The 21,303-nt window shown below is 43.4% G+C and carries 25 protein-coding genes; 2 read left to right on the top strand and 23 right to left on the bottom strand.

Going from position 1 to position 21,303, the window contains the following annotated elements; translation table 11 throughout:
* Positions 1-15 precede the first annotated feature (15 nt).
* The gene (locus tag DDT91_RS09580; protein ID WP_187175952.1) at positions 16-1,671 is read left to right on the top strand and encodes a mechanosensitive ion channel family protein; all 1,656 of its coding nucleotides are present in this window, start codon (positions 16-18) and stop codon (positions 1,669-1,671) included.
* Here the strand turns inward: DDT91_RS09580 and DDT91_RS09585 are convergent, their stop codons facing one another.
* From DDT91_RS09585 to DDT91_RS09600, 4 genes are all read right to left on the bottom strand, one after another.
* The gene (locus tag DDT91_RS09585) at positions 1,672-3,171 is read right to left on the bottom strand and encodes a hypothetical protein (protein WP_187175953.1); all 1,500 of its coding nucleotides are present in this window, start codon (positions 3,169-3,171) and stop codon (positions 1,672-1,674) included. It lies immediately after the preceding gene.
* A 117-nt stretch (positions 3,172-3,288) separates the two neighbouring features.
* Complete coding sequence (locus tag DDT91_RS09590) at positions 3,289-4,437, bottom strand: DUF4249 domain-containing protein (protein WP_187175954.1); 1,149 nt, start codon at positions 4,435-4,437, stop codon at positions 3,289-3,291.
* Positions 4,437-7,163, bottom strand: a complete 2,727-nt coding sequence (locus DDT91_RS09595) for a TonB-dependent receptor domain-containing protein (protein ID WP_187175955.1) — start codon at positions 7,161-7,163, stop codon at positions 4,437-4,439. The genes DDT91_RS09590 and DDT91_RS09595 overlap by 1 nt, the downstream gene beginning before the upstream one ends.
* 2 nt (positions 7,164-7,165) lie before the next feature.
* Positions 7,166-7,870 carry a hypothetical protein gene (locus DDT91_RS09600; protein WP_187175956.1) on the bottom strand — a complete coding sequence of 235 codons (705 nt, stop codon included), beginning with the start codon at positions 7,868-7,870 and terminating at the stop codon, positions 7,166-7,168.
* Positions 7,871-7,967: 97 nt separating this feature from the next.
* Between DDT91_RS09600 and DDT91_RS09605 the strand changes: the two genes are divergently transcribed.
* Complete coding sequence (locus tag DDT91_RS09605; protein ID WP_187175957.1) at positions 7,968-8,879, top strand: sugar phosphate isomerase/epimerase; 912 nt, start codon at positions 7,968-7,970, stop codon at positions 8,877-8,879.
* A 169-nt stretch (positions 8,880-9,048) separates the two neighbouring features.
* Here the strand turns inward: DDT91_RS09605 and cysM are convergent, their stop codons facing one another.
* The 19 genes from cysM to rplR all read right to left on the bottom strand — a co-directional run bounded on the left by cysM (position 9,049) and on the right by rplR (position 21,297).
* Positions 9,049-9,927, bottom strand: coding sequence for a cysteine synthase CysM (gene cysM, locus DDT91_RS09610; RefSeq protein WP_187175958.1), 879 nt, complete (start codon positions 9,925-9,927; stop codon positions 9,049-9,051).
* A gap of 79 nt (positions 9,928-10,006) precedes the next feature.
* Complete coding sequence (epsC, locus tag DDT91_RS09615) at positions 10,007-10,855, bottom strand: serine O-acetyltransferase EpsC (protein WP_187175959.1); 849 nt, start codon at positions 10,853-10,855, stop codon at positions 10,007-10,009.
* Between the two features lie 18 nt (positions 10,856-10,873).
* Positions 10,874-11,425 carry a hypothetical protein gene (locus DDT91_RS09620; protein ID WP_187175960.1) on the bottom strand — a complete coding sequence of 184 codons (552 nt, stop codon included), beginning with the start codon at positions 11,423-11,425 and terminating at the stop codon, positions 10,874-10,876.
* Entirely contained in the window at positions 11,406-11,693 is a 288-nt protein-coding gene (locus DDT91_RS09625) for a septum formation initiator family protein (RefSeq protein WP_187175961.1), read from the bottom strand. Before DDT91_RS09625 ends, DDT91_RS09620 begins: the two co-directional genes overlap by 20 nt.
* 97 nt (positions 11,694-11,790) lie before the next feature.
* Positions 11,791-13,074, bottom strand: coding sequence for a phosphopyruvate hydratase (eno, locus tag DDT91_RS09630; protein ID WP_187175962.1), 1,284 nt, complete (start codon positions 13,072-13,074; stop codon positions 11,791-11,793).
* A gap of 22 nt (positions 13,075-13,096) precedes the next feature.
* Positions 13,097-14,194, bottom strand: coding sequence for a glutamine-hydrolyzing carbamoyl-phosphate synthase small subunit (gene carA, locus DDT91_RS09635; protein WP_187175963.1), 1,098 nt, complete (start codon positions 14,192-14,194; stop codon positions 13,097-13,099).
* 116 nt (positions 14,195-14,310) lie between these two features.
* Complete coding sequence (gene rplQ / locus DDT91_RS09640) at positions 14,311-14,805, bottom strand: 50S ribosomal protein L17 (protein ID WP_187175964.1); 495 nt, start codon at positions 14,803-14,805, stop codon at positions 14,311-14,313.
* A gap of 6 nt (positions 14,806-14,811) precedes the next feature.
* Positions 14,812-15,801 carry a DNA-directed RNA polymerase subunit alpha gene (locus DDT91_RS09645; RefSeq protein ID WP_187175965.1) on the bottom strand — a complete coding sequence of 330 codons (990 nt, stop codon included), beginning with the start codon at positions 15,799-15,801 and terminating at the stop codon, positions 14,812-14,814.
* A gap of 41 nt (positions 15,802-15,842) precedes the next feature.
* Positions 15,843-16,448 (bottom strand): 30S ribosomal protein S4, encoded by a 606-nt coding sequence (gene rpsD / locus DDT91_RS09650; protein ID WP_187175966.1) that lies wholly within the window; start codon positions 16,446-16,448, stop codon positions 15,843-15,845.
* An 18-nt stretch (positions 16,449-16,466) separates the two neighbouring features.
* Positions 16,467-16,865: a 30S ribosomal protein S11 gene (gene rpsK, locus DDT91_RS09655; RefSeq protein ID WP_133557860.1), complete on the bottom strand. Its 399-nt coding sequence runs from the start codon at positions 16,863-16,865 to the stop codon at positions 16,467-16,469.
* A 15-nt stretch (positions 16,866-16,880) separates the two neighbouring features.
* Positions 16,881-17,258, bottom strand: coding sequence for a 30S ribosomal protein S13 (gene rpsM / locus DDT91_RS09660; protein ID WP_187175967.1), 378 nt, complete (start codon positions 17,256-17,258; stop codon positions 16,881-16,883).
* A gap of 2 nt (positions 17,259-17,260) precedes the next feature.
* On the bottom strand, positions 17,261-17,377 hold the full coding sequence (gene rpmJ, locus DDT91_RS09665) for a 50S ribosomal protein L36 (protein ID WP_013927415.1): 117 nt from the start codon (positions 17,375-17,377) through the stop codon (positions 17,261-17,263).
* Positions 17,378-17,469: 92 nt separating this feature from the next.
* Positions 17,470-17,688 carry a translation initiation factor IF-1 gene (gene infA / locus DDT91_RS09670; protein ID WP_077346329.1) on the bottom strand — a complete coding sequence of 73 codons (219 nt, stop codon included), beginning with the start codon at positions 17,686-17,688 and terminating at the stop codon, positions 17,470-17,472.
* A 1-nt stretch (position 17,689) separates the two neighbouring features.
* Complete coding sequence (gene map / locus DDT91_RS09675) at positions 17,690-18,463, bottom strand: type I methionyl aminopeptidase (protein WP_187175968.1); 774 nt, start codon at positions 18,461-18,463, stop codon at positions 17,690-17,692.
* 2 nt (positions 18,464-18,465) lie between these two features.
* A complete protein-coding gene (gene secY, locus DDT91_RS09680; RefSeq protein WP_187175969.1) occupies positions 18,466-19,785 on the bottom strand; it encodes a preprotein translocase subunit SecY in 1,320 nt (439 codons plus the stop codon).
* Between the two features lie 4 nt (positions 19,786-19,789).
* Entirely contained in the window at positions 19,790-20,236 is a 447-nt protein-coding gene (gene rplO, locus DDT91_RS09685; RefSeq protein WP_187175970.1) for a 50S ribosomal protein L15, read from the bottom strand.
* 1 nt (position 20,237) lies between these two features.
* Positions 20,238-20,417 (bottom strand): 50S ribosomal protein L30, encoded by a 180-nt coding sequence (gene rpmD, locus DDT91_RS09690; protein WP_067544602.1) that lies wholly within the window; start codon positions 20,415-20,417, stop codon positions 20,238-20,240.
* A 5-nt stretch (positions 20,418-20,422) separates the two neighbouring features.
* Positions 20,423-20,941: a 30S ribosomal protein S5 gene (rpsE, locus tag DDT91_RS09695; RefSeq protein WP_067544600.1), complete on the bottom strand. Its 519-nt coding sequence runs from the start codon at positions 20,939-20,941 to the stop codon at positions 20,423-20,425.
* Positions 20,942-20,946: 5 nt separating this feature from the next.
* Complete coding sequence (rplR, locus tag DDT91_RS09700; RefSeq protein WP_187175971.1) at positions 20,947-21,297, bottom strand: 50S ribosomal protein L18; 351 nt, start codon at positions 21,295-21,297, stop codon at positions 20,947-20,949.
* Positions 21,298-21,303: the final 6 nt, after the last annotated feature.

A 21,303-nucleotide genomic window follows, 5' to 3' on the forward strand; every position in this document is an offset into this window, starting at 1 on the left:
CGGCTAAAGAAACTCATGCTCAAAAAATACCTTTTTGCTTTTCTTTTTCTTCTCCTCCCCTGTTTACCTCTTTTTGCCCAGCTGATTGTTGACGAACAGGACTCTAAACCACTTCCAGAGGGAGTCAACCTGAATTCCCCCTATCATACCACGTTAAGTTTTTTTATCAATCTAGAACCCGGGAATTTTAAACCGAGCAGAGCTGCCCGAACACTCGACCGAAGAGGGGTCTCGGGAGACCCGGAAGATCTTGCTGTCAAACTGCAGCAAATCTTTGAAGGGAAAGGGGTGATCATACGAACAAGTGAGATTCCAAACGAACCAAACTATGTGGATTCCACCGCAAACCTTGAACACAAGTATTATTTTGACAAAAGCCGGCTACCTGGAATTTACCTTGAAAAACGGGGAAGCCTTTGGAGGTTTTCCTCCTTTTCAGTAAGTCAAATCAACCAACTCCATGCCGAAACCTACCCTTTTGGGACAGACCAACTGCTGAACTTGCTGCCAAAAATCGGTACCGATCAATATTTTGGACTTCAGCTTTGGCAAATTTTCGGAATGATGATTCTTATTTTGCTCACTTTTTTATCCCATTTGGTTTTCACTTTTCTGGTAGATAAAGTTCTACTCTATCTGATAAAAAGACTTGGCTATGGGTATATCGGTGAAAACTACCTTTTACCCATTGCAAAAATCACGAGCTTCTACCTTATTGTCCTTTTACTCTCCCTATTGATTCGGGTGCTACAGCTTCCTGTGGAGATATGGGCTTGGATAGTTTTGGTGTTCAATACGCTGAAGCCGTTTTTGATTACCATCATTTTCTACAAAATTGTAGATGTCGTCGCAGCCTATTTTGCAAGTCTTGCAGCCAAGACTGCCTCTACCCTCGATGACCAATTGGTTCCATTGCTTCGCAAAACACTAAAAGCATTGGTGATCATTGTGGGAACCCTTTTTATTCTCAAAGACGGGCTAGATTTAGACATCATCCCATTCTTGACAGGCTTGTCTATTGGTGGTGTAGCGATAGCTCTCGCTGCTCAGGACACGATCAAAAATTTCTTCGGATCAATCATGATCTTTATCGACAAACCTTTCCAAGTAGGTGACTGGGTAACTTCCGGAGAAATAGACGGTACTGTCGAAGAGGTAGGGTTCCGATCCACAAGAATCCGAACATTCCGAAATTCTTTGATGTATGTGCCAAACGGAAAGATTGCAGATGCAGTGGTCGACAATCATGGCCTTCGACAATACCGAAGGTTTACTACGACCCTCACCCTCACTTACTTCACACCTCCTGCTTTGATTGAGCAATTTGTGGTGGGGCTTAGAGAGATCGTCAAAAACCATCCCAAAACCCGGAAGGATCTGTATCACATCTATTTCAATAACCTATCAACCTATAGCCAAGATGTGATGTTTTACATCTTTTTTGAAGTACCAACTATTCAGGAAGAGCTACATGCCCGACACGAAATCCTAATTCAAATCGTCAAATTGGCCCAAGCGCTGGGAGTCAGGTTTGCCTTCCCAACTCAAACCTTGCATATGGAAACATTCCCCGAAAAAAAAGGAATAGTTCAAGAGCAAATGGATAGGGGAGGGTATGAAAACCTGCTAAAGGAATTTTTACGAAATGATCTGGGCCAAAAGCTGGATTGATCAGGGATTCACTTCAAAATAGGTACGCTTAATCACCGGTTTCCCCCCTTGCATGACACGTTCCCAATACACAAATACACCTTCTAAGTCAGGAGTCACTGTGTATGTCTGATTTTCACCCTTCCCCCAAAAAAGGACTGTCCGCCAATCTGGAAACCGGATGCCATCCGAAGGTTGAGTAAATTGTGTCTTATCCAATATCATCCAAGGCTGTAAACCTGAATAATCAAAAAACCTTGCCGAGGGGGCCAATGGGAAAAGGCCAAAATTATTCGAGTAACTGGAAAAGCTCAACACCCCGGGATAAGTCCGGTCATTGAGGTAAAACTCACGGTTGAGCACTTCTAACTTTTGAATAAACTTGGGGTTGAACGAAGCCAAAAGATCGGAATCAAAAACCGGCATTGCATCCACCAAAATCAGTGGATTGGCATCAAAAACACTTTTATTTGCCTCATTGAGCAGGCGAAACTCCTTCCTCTTCTCCCTAGTGCGAACTGAAGCAGTGGGCACATATTCACGGATGACCGTTTCAATATCTTCAAACCGGGTATAGTCATCCAAATTGTACGTATAATCTGCAACAAATCCGGTAACCACCTCCAAGGAGTCACGTTTGAGGTCTTCAAAATAATAGGTTTGCATTAAAGAGGCTTTGAGCAGGCGGCTTAAGAACTCTAAATCCCGCTCTTGGATGGCCAACTCCGGAAAGGCAAAGTCTTTCTTGAAGACAGTTTTGATCACAGGAGGCACCACTTCAAGACCAGGCATTTCCTGCCCATTTTCAAGCTGAAGAATCAACCGATCCCAATGCCTTAGTCCTCCGATATCGAAAATCAAAAACCCATTCTCATTGGCATGGTCAGTATAAAGTGCACTTTGTGTTCCATGTACAGAAAGAAAATAGGTCAAAGTTGAATCTGAATGAGGAACTTTAGCTTTGACCACATGTCCAAAAAGCTCCGGCAACAAATCATCTTTTACAAGTTCTTCATAAATCTCTTCTGACATCCATTGCATTTGCTCCTCGGGAAGAAACGGATTCGCAATCGAAATTCCAGAGGCAACTACGGCATTTTCCCCAGTTACCATCGAAGGAAATTCAATCTTAGAACCTTTGTTGAAAGATTTTTCAACCACCAACTCGGTTTTTGGAATATTCTGAGGAGCTCTTGGCGGTATTCTGGGATTGATCACCGTAACCAATTGCTGTGCTATTCCGCTATTCCAATCCAAATAGGGGCTGATCCTACTATAAACTCTCAATAGATAATGGTCAGAAGGAATCTGGTCCGGCAGTTTCAAAAAGTTAATCGCCTTACCTTCTCGAAGAGGTACTTTTACGTGCACAACCGAAACCGAATTACGATTCACCAACTCCGCATAAAGCACTTGAGAGGCAGCTGGCTGGTTTCCCATTAGAACCGTAGCATCAAACCATATTTTCTCCCCCGAGAAATAGAGTGTTTTAGGAGTTTGAAAACTTACGAGTTCGGGCATCTTGGAGGAAGATTGGGCATAGGCCCTCCCAAACACGAATCCAACCAAAAAGATGGAAAAAATCCACCTCAACCGAATTACCGACCTTGTTACTCTCATTTCCCTGTTCATATCCGATCAATTATCCTCCCAAAAATCAGGACGCACCGGCGAAGCATACAGGGTGCAGTCTGTGCATCTTCGCGTAGATGGGAAAAAGCCAATTATGGTAGTTCCCTCCATCAGTTCCCGTGCAGGAACTACATCCCCGTTACCAAAACTGGCCTGGTAATCCGTCCTCTGAACTGCTACTTCCCCTATCACACAATCATTAAACTCCGGATCGATAAAATTCCAAGGACTTACTTCCGAACGATTGATGTAGATTCTGATCTGGCGGATCACCCCCAGGCTTACCTGCCCAATGACGGGATTCTGATTATTGTCGAGACTTTTGATGTTGCCTCCGATTAGCGAAGGCAAAGGACTAAATATCGAACCAATATCTTCCGTATTCTTCTTCAAGATCTCCCAAAATTGCACATCCTTGGAAGCTATCCCTTTTTGTGAGATCAAAATACTGTACCGTTCCATGATCCGTTCATCCCCTTCAGGAATTTCTGTGACTGTTTTTTGAAAAATCACCTGATCCTGAAACCTCGAGCTCGTTTCCAGAACAATATCAGGGCTTGGTTCCGTCTTGAAGCAAAGTGAATTTTGTTCTGCAGCGGTTCTAAACCTCACGTCTCTCAATTGTGGGTCATAGATGTAGGAAGTCCTGATTCTAGGTCTGTAGATCCACGTTTCTTCAAAAGTCCAAAGAAAATCATCTGCATCTGAATTGCCTTGAGTAGACACAAAAACCTCCACTCCCTCCGAATCCCTTCTGAATCCTCCATCTATAATCTCAGGTGTGACAATAGGCTTCAATTCCTCTGAAGCATACCGCTCACCGGATTTAAGCACGATTTCCAAGACATAGATTTGGTTTTCATCCAAATTCCGTTCAAAAACATAAATACCATTCCCTTTTTCTGATAGGGGATAGGGTTGCCCACTCTGCCCCCGAAGAAGCACGGTAGCCCCAAGTTCAGGTACCAAAGACTCCTCCGCAGACAGAGGAACTGTCCGGCTGAGCTTTAATTCACTTTTCTTTCCATCGGTGTCCAAATAGCCTTCCACCACCAAAATCCGAAGCTCTGTGGCGGGAATTTCGGGGTCATAAGGCGTCCTACACCCACCAAAAATTCCTATCAGGAGAAAAAACCATATCCAACCTTTACCCATCAGAATCTAAAATTATATGTAATAAAAGGAATAGGTTCGGCAAAAATCGCTAACTGATAGCCCTGCAACTTGCCACCTTCCGGCACATAGTATACCGAATACGCATTATCTCTGCCCAACACATTGTATACTCCAAAAGACCAGGAAGCATGGGCGAGCTTTTTGACTTTGTGATTCCCTTCCAGATTGATGGAGAAGTCCATGCGGAAATAATCGGGCACACGGAAGGAGTTTCGGTCAGAGAAATACACCCGCTCAGCTCCTCCGTACTCAAATTTTGCGATTGGCAAAGTGACTGGCCTGCCGGTACTATACTTACTGGCCAAGGTCATATTTAACCTTCGGCTAAGCTCGTAATTCAACACCAGATTGGCATTATGCGGCTGATCAAAGTTGCTCGGATACCATTCAGACCGGTTGATCTGTTCTTTTCTTTCTGTTTGATCAGTTTGCAAAAGCGATCGGCTGTAAGTATAAGCTATGGAACCGTTGAGTTTACCTTCCAATTTTCTTAAATAAAATTCTGCCCCATATGCCTTGCCTTGCGTGACTAAAACTTCTTGCTCAATTCGGTCATTGAGTACAATTTGGGCTCCTGACCTATAATCGAGTAAGTTTTGCATGGTACGATAGTAGACCTCAGTAGAAAATTCATACATGCCTTGTTTCATATTTCGGAAGTATCCCAGAGCATATTGAATTCCCCGCTGAGGCTTAAGGAAAGGATCGCTAAGCTTCCAAGTATCGGTAGGTGTGATCACTGAAGAGTTGCTCAGCAAGTGAATGTTCTGTCGCATGGAGTTTACCCCTGCTTTGATCGAAGACCAATTGGATAACGCATAACGGGCAGAGAAGCGAAACTCAGGTCCATGGTAGGTTTGGACATTCTTACCGTTGCCGAAAGAAGTCTCTCCGGTAATATTTTCTGGCAAAAAGGGTTCTCCGGGAGCATAGACCGGCAAGGTCTGAGGACCAAGGAAGCGGTACAGATTATACCTCAATCCTCCACTCACTGTCCATTGTTCATTGACTTCAAATTCATCGCCTATGAAAACCGACCAATCCATGGCCTTTTCAGAAGCTACCTGGTCCGGAATGACAATGCTCTCCGAACCAAATGGATTGATTTTCCCTGGATTCAACTGATAATAGATCCCATGAATACCATAGGACAAAATATGCCGATCACCCTTCTCCTGACGAAACTCTGCTTTCAGGAACTGTTGTTGGATATCGAAGCGATATTGATATGCATTTAGAGGATTATCTTCACCCTCCACCAAAAAATCATAGGCATCCTGTCCGGCAGAAAAAGTGGCCTCCAAGTCTTCATTGAAATAATGGGTCCAGGATACCGCAAAATTTCTATTCGAATAACTGTAAACCGTATCCGGATCAAATTGGAATTCATCCTTACTAAAATAGCCTGATACACGAATCGCATCTTTCTCACTGAATCGATGCTCTACAGCCCCATTGAAATCCGCAAAAAATGCACGGCTCGCCCCCAAGTCAATCCGATCTTCCAAAAAATCCAGCAACCAATCCGAATAGGTCAATCGCGTGCCCAAGATAAAGGTAGTATTCGATCCTATCGGTCCATCAATACTCAATCTGCTCGTCATCGGTCCGATACCACCTGAGCCTCCGATTTTATCCGTCCTTCCTTTTTTTGGAGTCACCTGCAAGACAGAGGAAAGCCTTCCACCCAAACTGGCTGGAATTCCGGCCTTGTAAAGCTCCACCCCCTGCACCATATCGGAATTGACTGCGGAGAAAAATCCAAACAAGTGCGATGGGTTAAACAAGGTGTTTTGATCCAACAGAATCAGGTTTTGATCCGCAGCGCCTCCTCGTACATTAAAGCCTACGCTAGCCTCTCCTGCTGTATTCACACCGGGCATAGTCAAAATTCCTTTGATAATATCTACCTCTCCCATGACCGCTGGCAGTTTTCGCATTTGCTGGACAGAAAGCGACTGTACTCCCATTTCAGGACGAGACACATTCGTCAAAGCACCGGAGCGCACGACCACTTCATTGAGTGAAAAAATTCCCTCACCGATATTCAGATCAAGCGTCCCATCTCCCTGAAGGTCTAAAAGTCGCTGCTCTGTGTAGCCACCTATGTTCTGCACCAGAAGGGTTTTGTATCCTTTGGGAATACTGAGTTCATACTTCCCTTCCTGATCGGTGATGGTCTGCCGCATCGACTCTTTTTCATAGACGATCGCCCCTTGGATAGGCTGGTTGTTTTCCAGGCTTCTTACCACGCCGACCAGTTTGGCTTCAGCACCAGCGCCGGGAATTCCGATGACGTAGCGTCGATTACGCACAAATTCATCCTGGGCCACAGAACCGGTCCCCACAGACGTGGGCGCTTGGAAATAATTGGGAAGAAAATCAACTTGAAGCTTCTCACTTTTGGAAACAAATACTTCTTTCCTAGAGGAAATAGAAAACTTAAGATCTGTTTTCAGAAAAATCACACCCAACACATCTTCCAACTTATCGTTGTTCGCCTGCAGATTGACCGTCAGTCCAGTCACCTCGCTTTCTTTGAAATAGAACCGGTAGGAGGTCTCTTTCTCGACCAATTCCGTGAAGCGCTCAAAGGAAACCCCCGGAAAAAATCCTGTGATCCGATTTTCCTCCTGGGCAAACCCAATTTGAACGCACAGAAAGGAAGTAAAAAGAAAAATCAACTCTTTTGTAAATCTCTTCATCATCAATCCAGACTAGGGTGAGAAACTAGATAACTTAAAAAACCCTCTGGATTTTGTTTGAATTGAATTCCTTTGGCTTTCAGCTCTTTTTTAAAGACTTTTGGCTCCAAGCCTAAAGCCATATAAGCATCTGAAGGTCTTTTCACGGACGTAAATACGTTGTCCTTCAGAATAAAAAATTCTCCCTTTTCCAGATATTCTTCATCAAATCGAGACAGTTCTCTTAATGCCTTCGTAGTCTTGTAGCGCTTAGCAAGTGCAAATGCTTTTCCTTCTCCCACTACTTGGTAAATTCCGTTTCCATGACGGAAATAGGATTCATTGCCGGAAAAGTGCCTGAACATTTGTCCATTTGAAAGAGAGAAGCCATCGATCTTTTCAGGCTTGATCAGTATTTTCTGGTTGAAAATCGGGTGAAATGTAACTAATTGGTCCCGATAGCAGTCGTAAATCAAAGGAACTTCGGGATAGGTAATTCCATTAATCTTCAGCGTGCCGCGCTCAAATTGACGGGAGGCATAATACGGGTCTCCTTTGATCAAGGAAGAAGGCTCTGCATATTGGCCTCCCGTGATAAGTTCCTGGAAATAGGGAATCTGCTCCCGATATTCAGGAATGTAGGGTAAATTTTCACCTGCTACCTGGCCAGATAATCCGTTACTCATAAAAAAGAAAGCGGAACTCAGGAAAAATAGTATTTTTCGCATGTCGTAAAATACGATTGAAAATTCTTATTGAAACCATTTATTCAAAATATGTTTAAATGGATTCTTGAAGTTTTTAACGGATAAAAATGATGCTCTTATGACCTCACGAAGACAACTCCTCAAAACCCTGGCCCTCGCTCCGCTTGCTACTATGGCTCACACAGTACAGGCAGCTCCAGCTCCTAAGGCACCGACCCAGTTTAAATTCTCGCTCAATACCAGCACTATCCGAGGTCAAAAACTGAGTCTCCCTCAAATCATCGAATTGGCAGCCCGGGCAGGTTACGATGGATTTGAGCCCTGGATGATGGAGATCGAAGCCTATGTGAAGGAGGGGAAGACTATTGCTTCTCTGAAAAAACTTGCATCTGACGCCGGACTGGAGTTTTTTGACTGTATCGGATTTCCAACTTGGATGGCACAGGACGAAGAGAAAAGTAAAGCCGGATTTGCCCAAATGGAAAAGGAAATGGGAATCCTGGCCGAACTGGGCTGTACCCGAGTAGCAGCACCCGCCATTGGGACAGATGCGCCCTTGGATCTGTTAAAGGCTGGTGAACGCTATAAAAAGCTTTTGGAACTGGGAAGAAAAACCGGTGTCATGCCGCAGCTGGAGTTTTGGGGAGCATTTCCTTCGTTCTTTCACCTAGGTCAGGCGATGGCTGTAGCCGCCGCTGCTGACGATCCCGATGCCAAAATCCTGGCAGACGTCTATCACCTATTCCGAGGAGGTTCTGGGTTTGAAGGGATGAAATTACTGGACGGACATGCGATCGATATTTTTCACATGAATGACTTCCCCGCCGACATTCCCCGTACCGAGCAGCAGGACAAAGATCGGGTAATGCCCGGAGACGGTGCCGCTCCGATGAAAGAACTGGCAGATACATTGAAGTCGAAAGGCGGACAAATCATCCTTTCCCTTGAGCTCTTCAATCCTACCTACTATGCGATGGATGCAGGTGTGGTGGTCAAGGAAGGATTGGAAAAGATGAAGCGATTTTTTTAGAGACTGGACCAAAATCAAAAATAGCCTGAGAACATTTCCTTGTCCTCCAGCATGAGCTGGAGGCAAGACCTTGGCTGTAACCAGATTGAATAGGAATGTGGCTTTAGCCCATTCCAAAAAGTCGAACCTCAAGAGTCATCTGGCTTTCACCCAGTTTTCTCCTTACCCATCACCCGAATAAATCCGAGCTCAAATATCGGTCTCCCCGATCGCAAGTGATGCAGACGATCAGGCCTTCTTCGAGTTCTTTGGAAAGCTCGATGGCTGCATGAAGTGCTCCTCCACTGCTCATTCCGGCAAGGATTCCTTCTTCTTTGGCCATGCGTCGGGTCATCTCGGTGGCTTGTTGCTGGCTGACGTCGATCACACGATCTACCCGTTCTTTTTCAAAGATTGCCGGTAAAAATTCGGGAGACCAGCGACGGATTCCCGGAATGCTAGACCCGTCCGTCGGTTGAGTACCGACAATCTGAATAGCCGGATTCATTTCCTTCAAATACCGGGACACTCCCATGATCGTACCTGTAGTACCCATAGCAGAAACAAAGTGAGTGACCTTACCATCGGTATCTCTCCAGATTTCCGGGCCAGTAGTCTTGTAGTGTGCGAGGTAATTGTCCGGATTGCCAAACTGGTTGAGCATAAAATAACCATCCTCCTCACGCATTTGCTCTGCAAGGACACGGGAATATTCGATGGTCTTGGCAGCAGGAGTGAGAATTACTTTGGCCCCATACGCTTCCATGGAGAGCACTCGCTCCTTGGTAGAATTGTCCGGCATGATCAGGGTCATTTCCAGTTCAAGCACTTTAGCTACCATAGCCAAGGCAATCCCCGTATTTCCGCTCGTGGCTTCGACAAGTTTGTCACCAGGTTTGATTTCTCCTCGATCCAAGGCAGATCTTAGCATATTAAAAGCAGCTCGATCTTTCACACTTCCTCCCGGGTTTTGACCTTCCATTTTGCAGAGGATTTTCACCTTGGGATTGGTGGGTATGTGCTCCAACTCCACCAGAGGAGTATTGCCAATTAGTTCAAAGAGTCTCATGCCTAGGATTTGAATTTTATAGTCGCTTGGAATTCGCACACTAGAATTGTATTCACCCATTATAGCGGTGAATACAATTCTAGTGGCTCATTTCATCGAAGTCATTTTTGAATACATATCGGTCTGTCACCAAACCGTCTTCATGATGGATCTGAGTCTGATAATAGACCTTGGAATTAGCAGGAACAGACCTGGTGAGCCACACATTACCCCCAATCACGGAGTTTTTCCCGATCACGGTTTTTCCGCCCAGAATCGTGGCCCCTGCATAGATGACTACATTGTCTTCAATGGTCGGGTGACGCTTTTGGTCTGCATCAGCCTTGTCCACGCTAAGTGCTCCCAAGGTGACTCCCTGATAGATTTTGACGTGATTGCCGATGACAGTAGTCTCCCCGATCACTACTCCGGTACCATGGTCAATGCAAAAATATTGACCGATCGTAGCTCCAGGATGGATATCCACCCCTGTTCGGCTATGAGCGATCTCTGTTATCATTCTTGGAATCAATTTGATCCCTAACTCATGAAGGAGATTGGCTATCCTGTAGGCTGCAATGGCATAGAATCCGGGATAGCTTCGTAATATTTCCGTTTTGGATTTGGCGGCAGGATCACCTTCATACATGGCATCAACGTCCTGGTGAACCCAATCAAAAATTCTCTCCAATCGATCAAAAAACTCTTTTGCGAGAACTGGGCCAACTCCCGTGTGAAGATGGTGATTTCGTGAGAGTATGCTTGCCAACTGCTCTCTCAAAAGTATTAATCGGGCAGTTACTTCTTCTTCGCTTTTGGCCTTTTGTAAGGCATATTCGGGAAAAAGAAGCCCCAATAGCTCTTCAAAAAACTGCTGAATAACCTTCGGAGATGGACAATCAGAGCACTCTTGGTGAGTGCGGAATATTTTTGAGACTAGGGAGTTCATATAGGCAAGTTGGAGCTGTTATAGCACAAAACCAACCCGAATTACATAAGGTTCTGCATAGTAGGAATTTTCTCGGTCATAAAGGACATTATACAGAAAAGTAAAGTTTGCGCCTCCTCTGGATCCGAAGGGAGCGAAGTAACCTGCCCCTAAAAACAATGCGTTGGTCCAAGTCCTGCGAAAATCCTCTACGTTGAAATCATACGTTTCCCAATTGATAGATTCGTATTCTGAATGAAGGAAAATATTTGGCAGGACATTGAATCTCCCAAATAGCCTGCCCCCATAGGAACTTCCTTCAGAACCCTGAAACCTACTATCGTCATAATATTGAAAGGTAGCTCCTACCCCGCCTGATAATCGAGGGGTAATCATCACTCCTACCAAGGGAGACACATCGACAAAAGTAACTGTACCGAATTGGAGCCCAAGATTACCTCCAAAGTACATTCTATCCTTCAAGGGAGGCTTGGCTTCAGGGTCTATCTCACGCTGAGCAAAGGACTGTGTGGTTGCAAAAAACAGCCCTAACAAGAAAATGGCTAAAAACTTACTTTTCGACAACGACATAAAGATCTTCAGTTGGTTTTTTCATTAGGTATCGTTCACGGGCAAATTTTTCCAAAAGCTCCGCATTACTCATCAACTCCTCTCTCTCAGCTTTGATTTGAACTTTCTTCTGCTGGTAATATTCCTTCTGATCTTCCAAATCCCATAATTTTTGGGTCAAACGAAAATGGATAATCAAACTGTTGGAATCGATAAAGACCATCCAAAAAAGGAAGAAGAGAATAGATATCACATAAAAATTGCCCGTATACTTCAGGATTTTCTTCATAGGTAGACTACACATCCATGGTGAAGGTACAAAAATGATGCAAAAAAAAGACAGCCCACTTTTTGGGGCTGTCTATGATTTTTAGCTTTAAATCAACTTACTTAAGTCTGCCTTTGAATACGGCAGCATCACCTAATTGCTCCTCGATGCGAAGCAACTGATTATACTTAGCCATACGGTCTGAACGGGACGCAGAACCGGTCTTGATCTGTCCGCAGTTTACAGCTACTGCCAAATCGGCAATTGTGGAATCCTCTGTTTCACCGGATCTGTGAGACATTACAGCAGTAAATCCAGCCTTATGAGCCATACTGATGGCATTCAACGTTTCGGTGAGGGTTCCGATCTGATTTACTTTTACCAAAATAGAGTTAGCCGCCTTTTCTTCAATACCTCTTTTTAGAAATTTCACGTTGGTCACGAAAAGGTCATCACCTACCAACTGAACTTTATCACCTATTTTAGCAGTCAGCATCTTCCATCCTTCCCAATCTTCTTCCGCACAACCATCTTCGATCGAGTCGATTGGATATTTCTCGGTCAATTCAGCCAAATAAGCTACTTGCTCCTCACGAGATCTAACTTTTCCGGTAGGACCTTCAAACTTGGAATAGTCGTATTTTTCATCCTTGTAGAATTCGGAGGATGCGCAATCCAAGGCAATAGTCACGTCATCACCCGCCTTGTAGCCTGCTTTTGCAATAGCTTCCAAAATACAAGCCAACGCCTCCTCAGTACCTCCGGAGAAATTTGGTGCAAATCCACCTTCATCACCCACAGAGGTATTCAAGCCTTTGTCATGAAGGATTTTCTTGAGATTATGGAAAATCTCAGCTCCCATACGGATTGCTTCAGAGAAACTGCCAGCACCCACCGGGCGAACCATGAATTCCTGGAATGCAATAGGAGCATCAGAGTGAGAACCACCATTGATGATGTTGAGCATGGGAACAGGAAGTGTATTGGCATTTACTCCACCGATGTATCGATATAGCGGCTGACCAGATTCCATAGCTGCAGCCTTAGCTACAGCGAGTGATACTCCAAGGATAGCATTTGCACCCAACTTGCTTTTGGTTGGAGTACCATCCAAGTCGATCATGATCTGATCGATAGTGTTTTGTTCAAATACGTCCATTCCCACCAATTCAGGTGCGATGATGTCATTTACATTGGATACGGCTTTCAAAACGCCTTTTCCCAAATATTTGCTTTTGTCTCCGTCGCGGAGTTCTACTGCTTCATTTACACCTGTAGATGCGCCGCTTGGTACTGCCGCACGTCCAAACGCACCATTTTCAGTTACTACATCGACTTCTACAGTTGGGTTTCCTCTTGAATCGAGGATTTGTCTTGCATGAATTGATTGAATCAACGTCATAGTTTTAAAAGGTTTATTAGAATTAGTTTTGGTTAATCAGAGCAATAAAATCGTCAAACAGGTATCTCGAATCATGTGGACCAGGGGATGATTCAGGATGATATTGAACTGAGAATGCGGGCTTGTTTTTTAGACGGATACCAGCAACAGTATTATCATTTAGGTGGACATGGGTAATTTCCACGTGGGGATTCTTTTCAGTGTCCTCTCTCACTACGTTGAAACCGTGATTTTGGGAAGTAATCTCACTTTTTCCGGTAAGTAGATTTTTGATCGGATGGTTGAGACCACGGTGGCCATGGTGCATTTTATAGGTTTTAATTCCTACGGCTTCTGCTAATAGTTGATGACCAAGGCAAATTCCAAACACCGGCTTACCTGTATCAAGGATGTCTTTCACCGTATCAACGGCATATTCCATCACCGCAGGATCTCCGGGACCGTTTGAAAGAAAATAAGCCTGTGGTCCCCACTCTTCCATTTCTTTCAGTTTGGTTTTGGCCGGATACACTTTGCAGTAAACGCCACGGGAAGCAAGGTTTCTGAGAATATTTTTCTTAATCCCAAAATCTAGGCAAGCGACTTTTAAAGTGGAGTTTTCATCTCCGAAGAAATAAGGCTCTTGGGTACAAACAGTAGAAGAAAGCTCCAGTCCATTCATATCAGGGACTTTTGCCAGTTCAGCTTTAAGTCCCTCTAGGTTACCTTCATATTCAGAACTGATAATGGCGTTCATTGCACCTTTGGACCGGAGGTGTCTGACTAACTTTCTGGTGTCTATGTCGGCTATCCCGGTGATACCATACTTCACTAAGTAGTCTTGAAGAGAACCTGAAGCATCTAATCTGGAATAGACTTCAGAAAAACTATTGACTACGATTCCTGCCACACAAGGGTGATCAGACTCGATTTCATCAGGATGTACACCATAGTTACCGATATGGGAAGTGGTAGTCACTACAATTTGCCCGGTATAAGATGGGTCAGTGTATATTTCCTGATAACCTGTCATACCTGTATTGAAGCAGATTTCTCCACCGTTGGTGCCGGATTTACCGATTAGGGAGCCGTGGAATACTGTCCCGTCAGCAAGAAGAAGGGTAGCTTTTTGTTTAATCATTTCTTTGAAGATTGCCCAAAGTTAATAATTCTTGGGAAGGAGGGTATTAAGCATGGATATAAAAAAAGGATTGAACGGCTGTCCAATCCTTTTGATATTTAAGGTACTCTTTCAATTTATTTTTCTTCGTTGTCGCTTTCAGCACTAGCTTCTGAAGATGCAGAAGCAGCAGGGGCTTCAGCTGCTTTTCCTGAAGATCTTCTGGATCTTCTGGTAGTTTTCTTAGCAGGCTTCGCGTCCTTCAACATTAATTCATTGAAATCTACCAATTCGATGATACACATCTCAGCGTTGTCACCTAGTCGGAAACCAGTTTTGATAATTCTGGTATATCCACCTGGACGGGTACCTACTTTTTCAATTACCTCTCCGAAAAGTGCTTTGATAGCCTCTTTGCTTTTCAAGTAAGAGAAAGCGATACGTCTATTGTGTGTAGAATCTTCTTTAGCTCTGGTCACCAGAGGCTCAACAAACTTCTTCAATTCTTTAGCCTTGGCAAGCGTAGTGGAAATACGCTTGTGAAGAATCAGGGAAGTTGCCATGTTGGAAAGCATTGCCTTCCTGTGAGAGGCAGTCCTACCAAGGTGGTTAATTTTCTTACCGTGTCTCATTGTTTATTATTCTTCATCAAGTTTGTACTTAGAAATGTCCATCCCAAAGGTTAGACCTTTCTCTTGGATCAATTGCTCAAGCTCGGCCAAAGACTTCTTTCCGAAGTTTCGGAATTTCATCATATCTGAAATTTCAAGTTTGGCAAGGTCGCCAAGAGTTCTCACATCAGCAGCTTTAAGACAGTTGAATGCTCGAACCGAAAGGTCGAGATCACTCAAAGAAGTCTTCAACAGCTTACGCATGTGTAGGAATTCCTCATCGATAGGCTCTGGCTCTGCAACACCGGTAGAATCAAGGACCATGGTCTGGTCAGAGAACAACATAAAGTGCTGAATCAAAATTTTGGCTGATTCCTGGAGCGCCTTTTCAGGATGGATAGAACCATCTGTAGTCACTTCCAAGATCAATTTTTCGAAGTCAGTTTTCTGCTCTACTCGGGTATTTTCTACGCTATATTTCACATTTTTAATGGGCGTGAAGATAGCGTCAATAGCGATTTGTCCAAATACCTGCTCTTTTGGTTTGGATTCTTCAGCCGGCAAATAACCTCTTCCCTTTTCGATGGTCAGCTCGATCTCGAAATTCTTGGTTTCGTCAATATGACAGATTACCAATTCAGGATTCAAAACCTCAAAGGAAGAAGTGAACTTAGCAATGTCCCCTGCGGTGAAAACAGACTGATTTTTGATCTCAACAGTGATTTTTCCGTCAAATGCTTCATGCACTTTCTTGAATCGAACTTGTTTAAGGTTCAAAATGATGTCAGTCACGTCTTCTACTACACCTTCAATGGTAGAGAACTCGTGAACCACTCCCGGGATTTTGATAGAAGTGATGGCGTATCCCTCCAAAGAAGAAAGCAATATTCTTCTCAGGGCGTTACCGATGGTAACTCCATAGCCTTTTTCAAGTGGTTTGAAGGTGAACAAGCCATGAAAGTCGTCGGCTTTCTCCATCACCACTTTCTCGGGCATTTGAAATGCTAGTATGGACATATATCTCGTTCTGTTTTTTTTTAGCTGAAAATAGTAAAATATTACTTAGAGTAAAGTTCGACAATGAGCTGCTCTTTGATATTCTCAGGAATATCATCTCTGCCTGGTACACTGACGAATTTTCCTGTCAAAGAAGCATTATCCCACTCTAACCAAGGATATCTGTTTGCTCCTCTTCCAGCCAAGCTGCTAGTAATCGCCTCAAGAGATTTAGAACGTTCTCTTACGGAAATCACATCACCTGGCTTTAGGGTGTAAGAAGGAATGTTTACTACTTCACCATTTACCAGGATATGCTTGTGACCCACAAGCTGTCTAGCTCCACGACGAGTAGGAGAAATTCCCAATCTATACACGGTGTTGTCCAAACGAGCTTCTAGGAGCTGAAGGAGGTTTTCACCGGTAATACCTGACTTTCTGGAAGCAATGTCAAACATTTTAGCGAATTGTCTTTCCAATACGCCATAGATGTATTTAGCTTTCTGCTTCTCAGCAAGCTGAACAGCATATTCAGACTGCTTCTTTCTTCTACCACGTCCATGCATGCCTGGAGGGTAGTTTTTCTTTTGAAGTGCCTTGCTATGCCCTTCGATAGCTTCTCCAAATCTTCTGGAGATTTTCGCTTTAGGACCTGTATATCTTGCCATTCTGTTACTTTTTTAAAATTAAACTCTTCTACGCTTAGGAGGACGACAACCGTTGTGCGGTAGTGGAGTAACATCAATAATTGTAGTCACATCCAAACCTACATTTTGCAAAGTTCTGATCGCGGATTCACGACCAGCGCCTGGACCTTTTACGAATACTTCGATTTTTCTCAAACCGAGATCATAAGCTACCTGACCGCAATTTTGAGCAGCCATCTGAGCAGCGTAAGGAGTATTTTTCTTTGAACCTCTGAAACCCATTTTACCGGCAGAAGCCCAAGAGATCACTTGACCTGCATTATTGGTAATGGAGATAATGATATTGTTGAAGGAGGCTTTGATGTGCGCCTGACCTACAGCTTCTACCTTAACTACTCGCTTTTTACCTTTTGCTTTATCGTTTCTTTTCTGAGCCATAATCTAAATCAGGTTTTATTTAGTTGCCTTCTTCTTGTTAGCAACAGTTTTTCTCTTACCCTTCCTTGTTCTGGCGTTGTTTTTAGTGCCTTGACCACGCACAGGAAGTCCTTTTCTGTGTCTCAAACCTCTGTAACATCCGATATCCATCAGACGCTTGATGTTCAATTGGATCTCTGACTTCAATACACCTTCAGTTCTGTATTCTTCAGCGATGATGTTACGGATTGCGGTAGACTCTTCGTCATTCCACTCCCCGGCTTTTTTGTCAAAAGAGATACCGGCCTTGCTCAGGATCGCTCTGGCGGCGCTTCTACCAATACCGAAGATATAGGTAAGTCCAATTTCGCCGCGCTTATTGTCTGGTATGTCTACACCTGCAATTCTAGCCATGATTAACCTTGTCTTTGTTTATACTTAGGATTTTTCTTATTGATGACGTAAAGTTTTCCTTTTCTTCTGATCACCTTACAGTCAGCACTTCTCTTTTTAATAGATGCCTTTACTTTCATATGATTATTATTTTACTTTTCGGCCACATGTTATCTCGCATTGTAGCGTATCAGCTTCATGACAGATATCTTTTACTTGATTTCGTGTCAATCTATTTATATCGATACACTATTCTGCCTTTTGTTAAATCATAGGGAGACAATTCCAATTTGACTTTATCCCCGGGCAGGATTTTAATGTAGTTCATCCTCATTTTACCGGAAATATGTGCAATCAACTGATGCCCATTTTCCAGTTCCACTTTAAACATCGCGTTTGACAACGCTTCCGTGATGGTACCGTCTTGCTCGATTGATGTTTGTTTGGCCATATTAGAATTTAACGATCTCTTCTATGAATTTATGGGTCGTCAAGACCTCTGTTCTATCTTCAAATATTGCAACTGTATGCTCATAATGAGCTGAAGGTTTCCGATCTGCAGTTCGGATAGTCCAGCCGTCTCTTTCTTGGACAATATTTCGTGATCCAAGATTGATCATGGGCTCAATTGCAATCACCATTCCTTGCTTCAACAAGGGGCCACTGCCTTTTTTGCCATAATTAGGAACCTCAGGAGCTTCATGAAGCTTTCGACCCAAACCGTGTCCGACTAACTCTCGAACAACTGTATAGCCTTTAGCTTCAACAAATTTTTGGATCGCATGGCCAATATCACCAATACGATTGCCAGATTTAGCCTGCTCAATTCCTAAATAGAGTGAATCGCGGGTGGCTTTAAGTAATGCTAAGACAGAAGGGGCAACCTCACCGATAGGGTATGTATAAGCGGAATCGCTATGAAAACCTTGGTGAAAGACTCCACAATCTACTGAGATTATATCGCCATCTTTCAATTCATAATCACTTGGAAAACCGTGAACCACAACTTCATTCACAGAAATACAAAGTGAGGAGGGAAAACCGTTGTAACCTTTAAAGGAAGGCACTGCACCGTGATCCCTGATAAACTCTTCAGCAATTTTATCTAAGAAAGAGGTCTTTACCCCTTCTTTAACATGCTTGGCTATTTCTCCATGAGCACGGCCAAGTATGTCGGCACTTTCTTTAATTTTTAAAACTTCTTCAGAAGTCTTGTAATGAATCATGTTTAAGCTACCTGGTAATTCGAAGGATTATTCTTCACATTACCACTTTTCATCATTCCTTCGTAATGTCTCATCAACAAATAGCTCTCTATCTGCCTCAAAGTATCCATGATGACACCTACCATGATAAGCAAGGAAGTACCACCATAAAACTGAGCGAATTCACTCCCAACTCCAGCAATAATGGCCAAAGCAGGTAAAATCGCTACGCCAGCTAACAATACGGAACCTGGAAGGGTAATTTTAGAAATGATACTATCAATGAATTCAGAGGTTGGAGCACCAGGCTTGATGCCAGGTACAAATCCACCGTTTCTCTTCATGTCTTCCGCGATCTGCTCAGGATTAACCGTAATAGCGGTATAGAAGAAAGTGAAAATGATAATTAATGCAGCAAACAGGAGATTGTATTGCCAAGAAGTGAAATCGGAGAAAGTAGTTCCAATGTAATTGGCAATATCACTTTCACCGGCCCAAATCTGTGCAATCAGGGCAGGAACAAACATTAATGACTGAGCAAAAATGATAGGCATAACACCTGAAGCATTCACTTTAATCGGAATGTACTGTCGCTGTCCTCCGTATACTTTACCTCCTACAACCTGTTTTGCATATTGAACAGGAATTCTTCTGGTAGCTTCAGTCAGAGCAATCACTCCAACAACCACAAAGAAAAGAACCACTGCTTCAATAATCAGGAGTAACATCCCTGAAGAGCCTTTTTCCAAACCTTCAGCGATGATGGCGCCAGGAAATCTGGATATGATCCCGATCATGATCAGCATAGAGATACCGTTACCGATACCCTTCTCTGTAATTTTCTCGCCCAACCACATACAAAACATGGTACCGGCAGAGAGAAGAACTAGAGAGCTAAACATGAAAAGAGAGGTACTGACCATAACAGCTCCTGTAGGAAGAATAGTTGCCGTTACGTAACCGATGCCTTGCGCTACCGTGATGGCTATGGTCAATACACGAGTAATCTGATTGATTCTTTTTCTACCAGATTCACCCTCTTTTTGCATCTTTTGAAAATAGGGTACCCCGACAGTCAACAACTGCAACACGATGGAGGCAGAAATGTAAGGCATAATACCTAAACCGAAGATAGAGGCGTTGCTGAACGCTCCACCCAGAAAAGTATCAATCAATCCGAAGATCCCTTCTGGAGCACCACCAAGTTTGGATGGATCCACGCCGGGAAGTACGATGAATGAACCTAATCTGAAGATGATCAAAAACCCTATGGTATTCAGGATTCTTACTCTCAAGTCTTCGATTGAGAAAATATTCTTTACTGTCGAAATAAACTTTTTCATTTACTTAAATCTTGTTTACAGTACCACCGAGGTTTTCGATTGCTGCTACCGCAGAAGCAGAAAACTGGTGTGCAGTCACGTCTAGTTTGGCTTTCAATTCACCTCCACCAAGAATTTTTATTTTATCATTCTTTGAAGCCAATCCATGAGAAACTAAAGCTTCCATGTTGATCGCTGAAAGATTGAACTCTTCGGCAAGGGACTGCAAGGTATCCAAATTTACCGGTTTGAACTCAACCTTGTTTAAGGATTTGAAACCAAATTTAGGAACTCGTCTTTGAAGTGGCATCTGACCGCCTTCAAACCCGATTTTAGTCTTATAGCCAGATCTTGATTTGGCTCCCTTGTGACCTCTAGTAGAAGTCCCCCCTCTACCTGAACCGGTACCACGACCAATTCTCTTTCGATTTTTGGTCGAACCTTCGGCTGGAGTTAATGTATATAGTTTCATATTAAGCTTCCTCCACTTTTACAAGGTGATTCACTTTATTTACCATTCCAGCAATCTGTGGTGTATTTTCAACTACCACTGATTTGCTGATACGACCTAGGCCAAGCGCTACAATAGTAGCTTTTTGATCTTTTGGTCTATCAATCGTACTTTTTACCTGTGTGATCTTAATCTTCGCCATGATGATTATCCGTTAAAGACTTTAGACATTTTCACACCTCTCTGCTGAGAAACAGAGATTGCATCTCTTAGTTGAACCAAAGCGTCAATGGTAGCTTTTACCACATTGTGCGGGTTGGAAGAACCTTTAGATTTTGCCAAAACATCGGTAACACCTGCAGATTCCAAAACAGCACGCATTGCACCACCAGCAATAACACCGGTACCTGCAGCGGCTGGTTTGATCAATACCAAACCTCCACCAAATTTTCCAATTTGCTCGTGTGGAATAGTACCTTTCAATACCGGTACCTTCACCAAGTTCTTCTTGGCGTCTTCGATGCCCTTAGTAATAGCGTCTGTTACTTCATTGGCTTTACCCAAACCATAACCTACTACTCCTTGGCCATCACCAACCACGACAATTGCAGAGAAAGAAAATCTTCTACCACCTTTTACCACTTTGGCTACTCGGTTGATAGCAACTACTTTCTCTTTCAATTCTGTATCTGTAGCCCTAATGGGTTTTCTTCTTACTTGAGACATATTGATTAGAATTTAAGGCCTCCTTCTCTGGCACCGTCAGCCAAAGCTTTTACATTACCATGATACAAGTAGCCATTACGGTCAAATACTACTTCAGACACTCCGTTGGCAACTGCTCTTTCGGCAAGTTTCTTACCTACTTCTTTGGATACAGTTACATTCGTATTAGCCTTGGATCCAAGCTCCTTAGAAGAAGCCTGAGCCAAAGTGATGCCTTTAAGATCATCAACCAACTGTGCATAGATGCCAGTATTACTTTTGAAAACTGACAAACGAGGTCTGGAATCTGTACCAGAAATCTTTCTTCTGATACCCTGCTTGATTCTAAGTCTTCTGGAATTCTTATTAAATGCCATAACCTA

The organism is Algoriphagus sp. AK58, assembly GCF_014324365.1.
Classification (GTDB): domain Bacteria; phylum Bacteroidota; class Bacteroidia; order Cytophagales; family Cyclobacteriaceae; genus Algoriphagus.

Excerpts from the sequence above, each read along its gene's own strand:
- rpsK (WP_133557860.1), bottom strand. The coding sequence starts at position 16,865 with ATGGCTCAGAAAAGAAACGATAAAGCAAAAGGTAAAAAGCGAGTAGTT.
- eno (WP_187175962.1), bottom strand. The coding sequence starts at position 13,074 with ATGACGTTGATTCAATCAATTCATGCAAGACAAATCCTCGATTCAAGA.
- DDT91_RS09605 (WP_187175957.1), top strand. The coding sequence starts at position 7,968 with ATGACCTCACGAAGACAACTCCTCAAAACCCTGGCCCTCGCTCCGCTT.
- DDT91_RS09585 (WP_187175953.1), bottom strand. The coding sequence starts at position 3,171 with ATGCCCGAACTCGTAAGTTTTCAAACTCCTAAAACACTCTATTTCTCG.
- rpsD (WP_187175966.1), bottom strand. The coding sequence starts at position 16,448 with ATGGCAAGATATACAGGTCCTAAAGCGAAAATCTCCAGAAGATTTGGA.
- rplR (WP_187175971.1), bottom strand. The coding sequence starts at position 21,297 with ATGGCATTTAATAAGAATTCCAGAAGACTTAGAATCAAGCAGGGTATC.
- epsC (WP_187175959.1), bottom strand. The coding sequence starts at position 10,855 with ATGAACTCCCTAGTCTCAAAAATATTCCGCACTCACCAAGAGTGCTCT.
- DDT91_RS09600 (WP_187175956.1), bottom strand. The coding sequence starts at position 7,870 with ATGCGAAAAATACTATTTTTCCTGAGTTCCGCTTTCTTTTTTATGAGT.
- secY (WP_187175969.1), bottom strand. The coding sequence starts at position 19,785 with ATGAAAAAGTTTATTTCGACAGTAAAGAATATTTTCTCAATCGAAGAC.
- infA (WP_077346329.1), bottom strand. The coding sequence starts at position 17,688 with ATGGCCAAACAAACATCAATCGAGCAAGACGGTACCATCACGGAAGCG.
- map (WP_187175968.1), bottom strand. The coding sequence starts at position 18,463 with ATGATTCATTACAAGACTTCTGAAGAAGTTTTAAAAATTAAAGAAAGT.
- rplQ (WP_187175964.1), bottom strand. The coding sequence starts at position 14,805 with ATGAGACACGGTAAGAAAATTAACCACCTTGGTAGGACTGCCTCTCAC.
- DDT91_RS09595 (WP_187175955.1), bottom strand. The coding sequence starts at position 7,163 with ATGAAGAGATTTACAAAAGAGTTGATTTTTCTTTTTACTTCCTTTCTG.
- rpmD (WP_067544602.1), bottom strand. The coding sequence starts at position 20,417 with ATGGCGAAGATTAAGATCACACAGGTAAAAAGTACGATTGATAGACCA.
- carA (WP_187175963.1), bottom strand. The coding sequence starts at position 14,194 with ATGATTAAACAAAAAGCTACCCTTCTTCTTGCTGACGGGACAGTATTC.
- DDT91_RS09580 (WP_187175952.1), top strand. The coding sequence starts at position 16 with ATGCTCAAAAAATACCTTTTTGCTTTTCTTTTTCTTCTCCTCCCCTGT.
- DDT91_RS09590 (WP_187175954.1), bottom strand. The coding sequence starts at position 4,437 with ATGGGTAAAGGTTGGATATGGTTTTTTCTCCTGATAGGAATTTTTGGT.
- DDT91_RS09625 (WP_187175961.1), bottom strand. The coding sequence starts at position 11,693 with ATGAAGAAAATCCTGAAGTATACGGGCAATTTTTATGTGATATCTATT.
- rpsE (WP_067544600.1), bottom strand. The coding sequence starts at position 20,941 with ATGTCTCAAGTAAGAAGAAAACCCATTAGGGCTACAGATACAGAATTG.
- cysM (WP_187175958.1), bottom strand. The coding sequence starts at position 9,927 with ATGAGACTCTTTGAACTAATTGGCAATACTCCTCTGGTGGAGTTGGAG.
- rplO (WP_187175970.1), bottom strand. The coding sequence starts at position 20,236 with ATGAAACTATATACATTAACTCCAGCCGAAGGTTCGACCAAAAATCGA.
- DDT91_RS09645 (WP_187175965.1), bottom strand. The coding sequence starts at position 15,801 with ATGTCCATACTAGCATTTCAAATGCCCGAGAAAGTGGTGATGGAGAAA.
- rpsM (WP_187175967.1), bottom strand. The coding sequence starts at position 17,258 with ATGGCTAGAATTGCAGGTGTAGACATACCAGACAATAAGCGCGGCGAA.
- rpmJ (WP_013927415.1), bottom strand. The coding sequence starts at position 17,377 with ATGAAAGTAAAGGCATCTATTAAAAAGAGAAGTGCTGACTGTAAGGTG.
- DDT91_RS09620 (WP_187175960.1), bottom strand. The coding sequence starts at position 11,425 with ATGTCGTTGTCGAAAAGTAAGTTTTTAGCCATTTTCTTGTTAGGGCTG.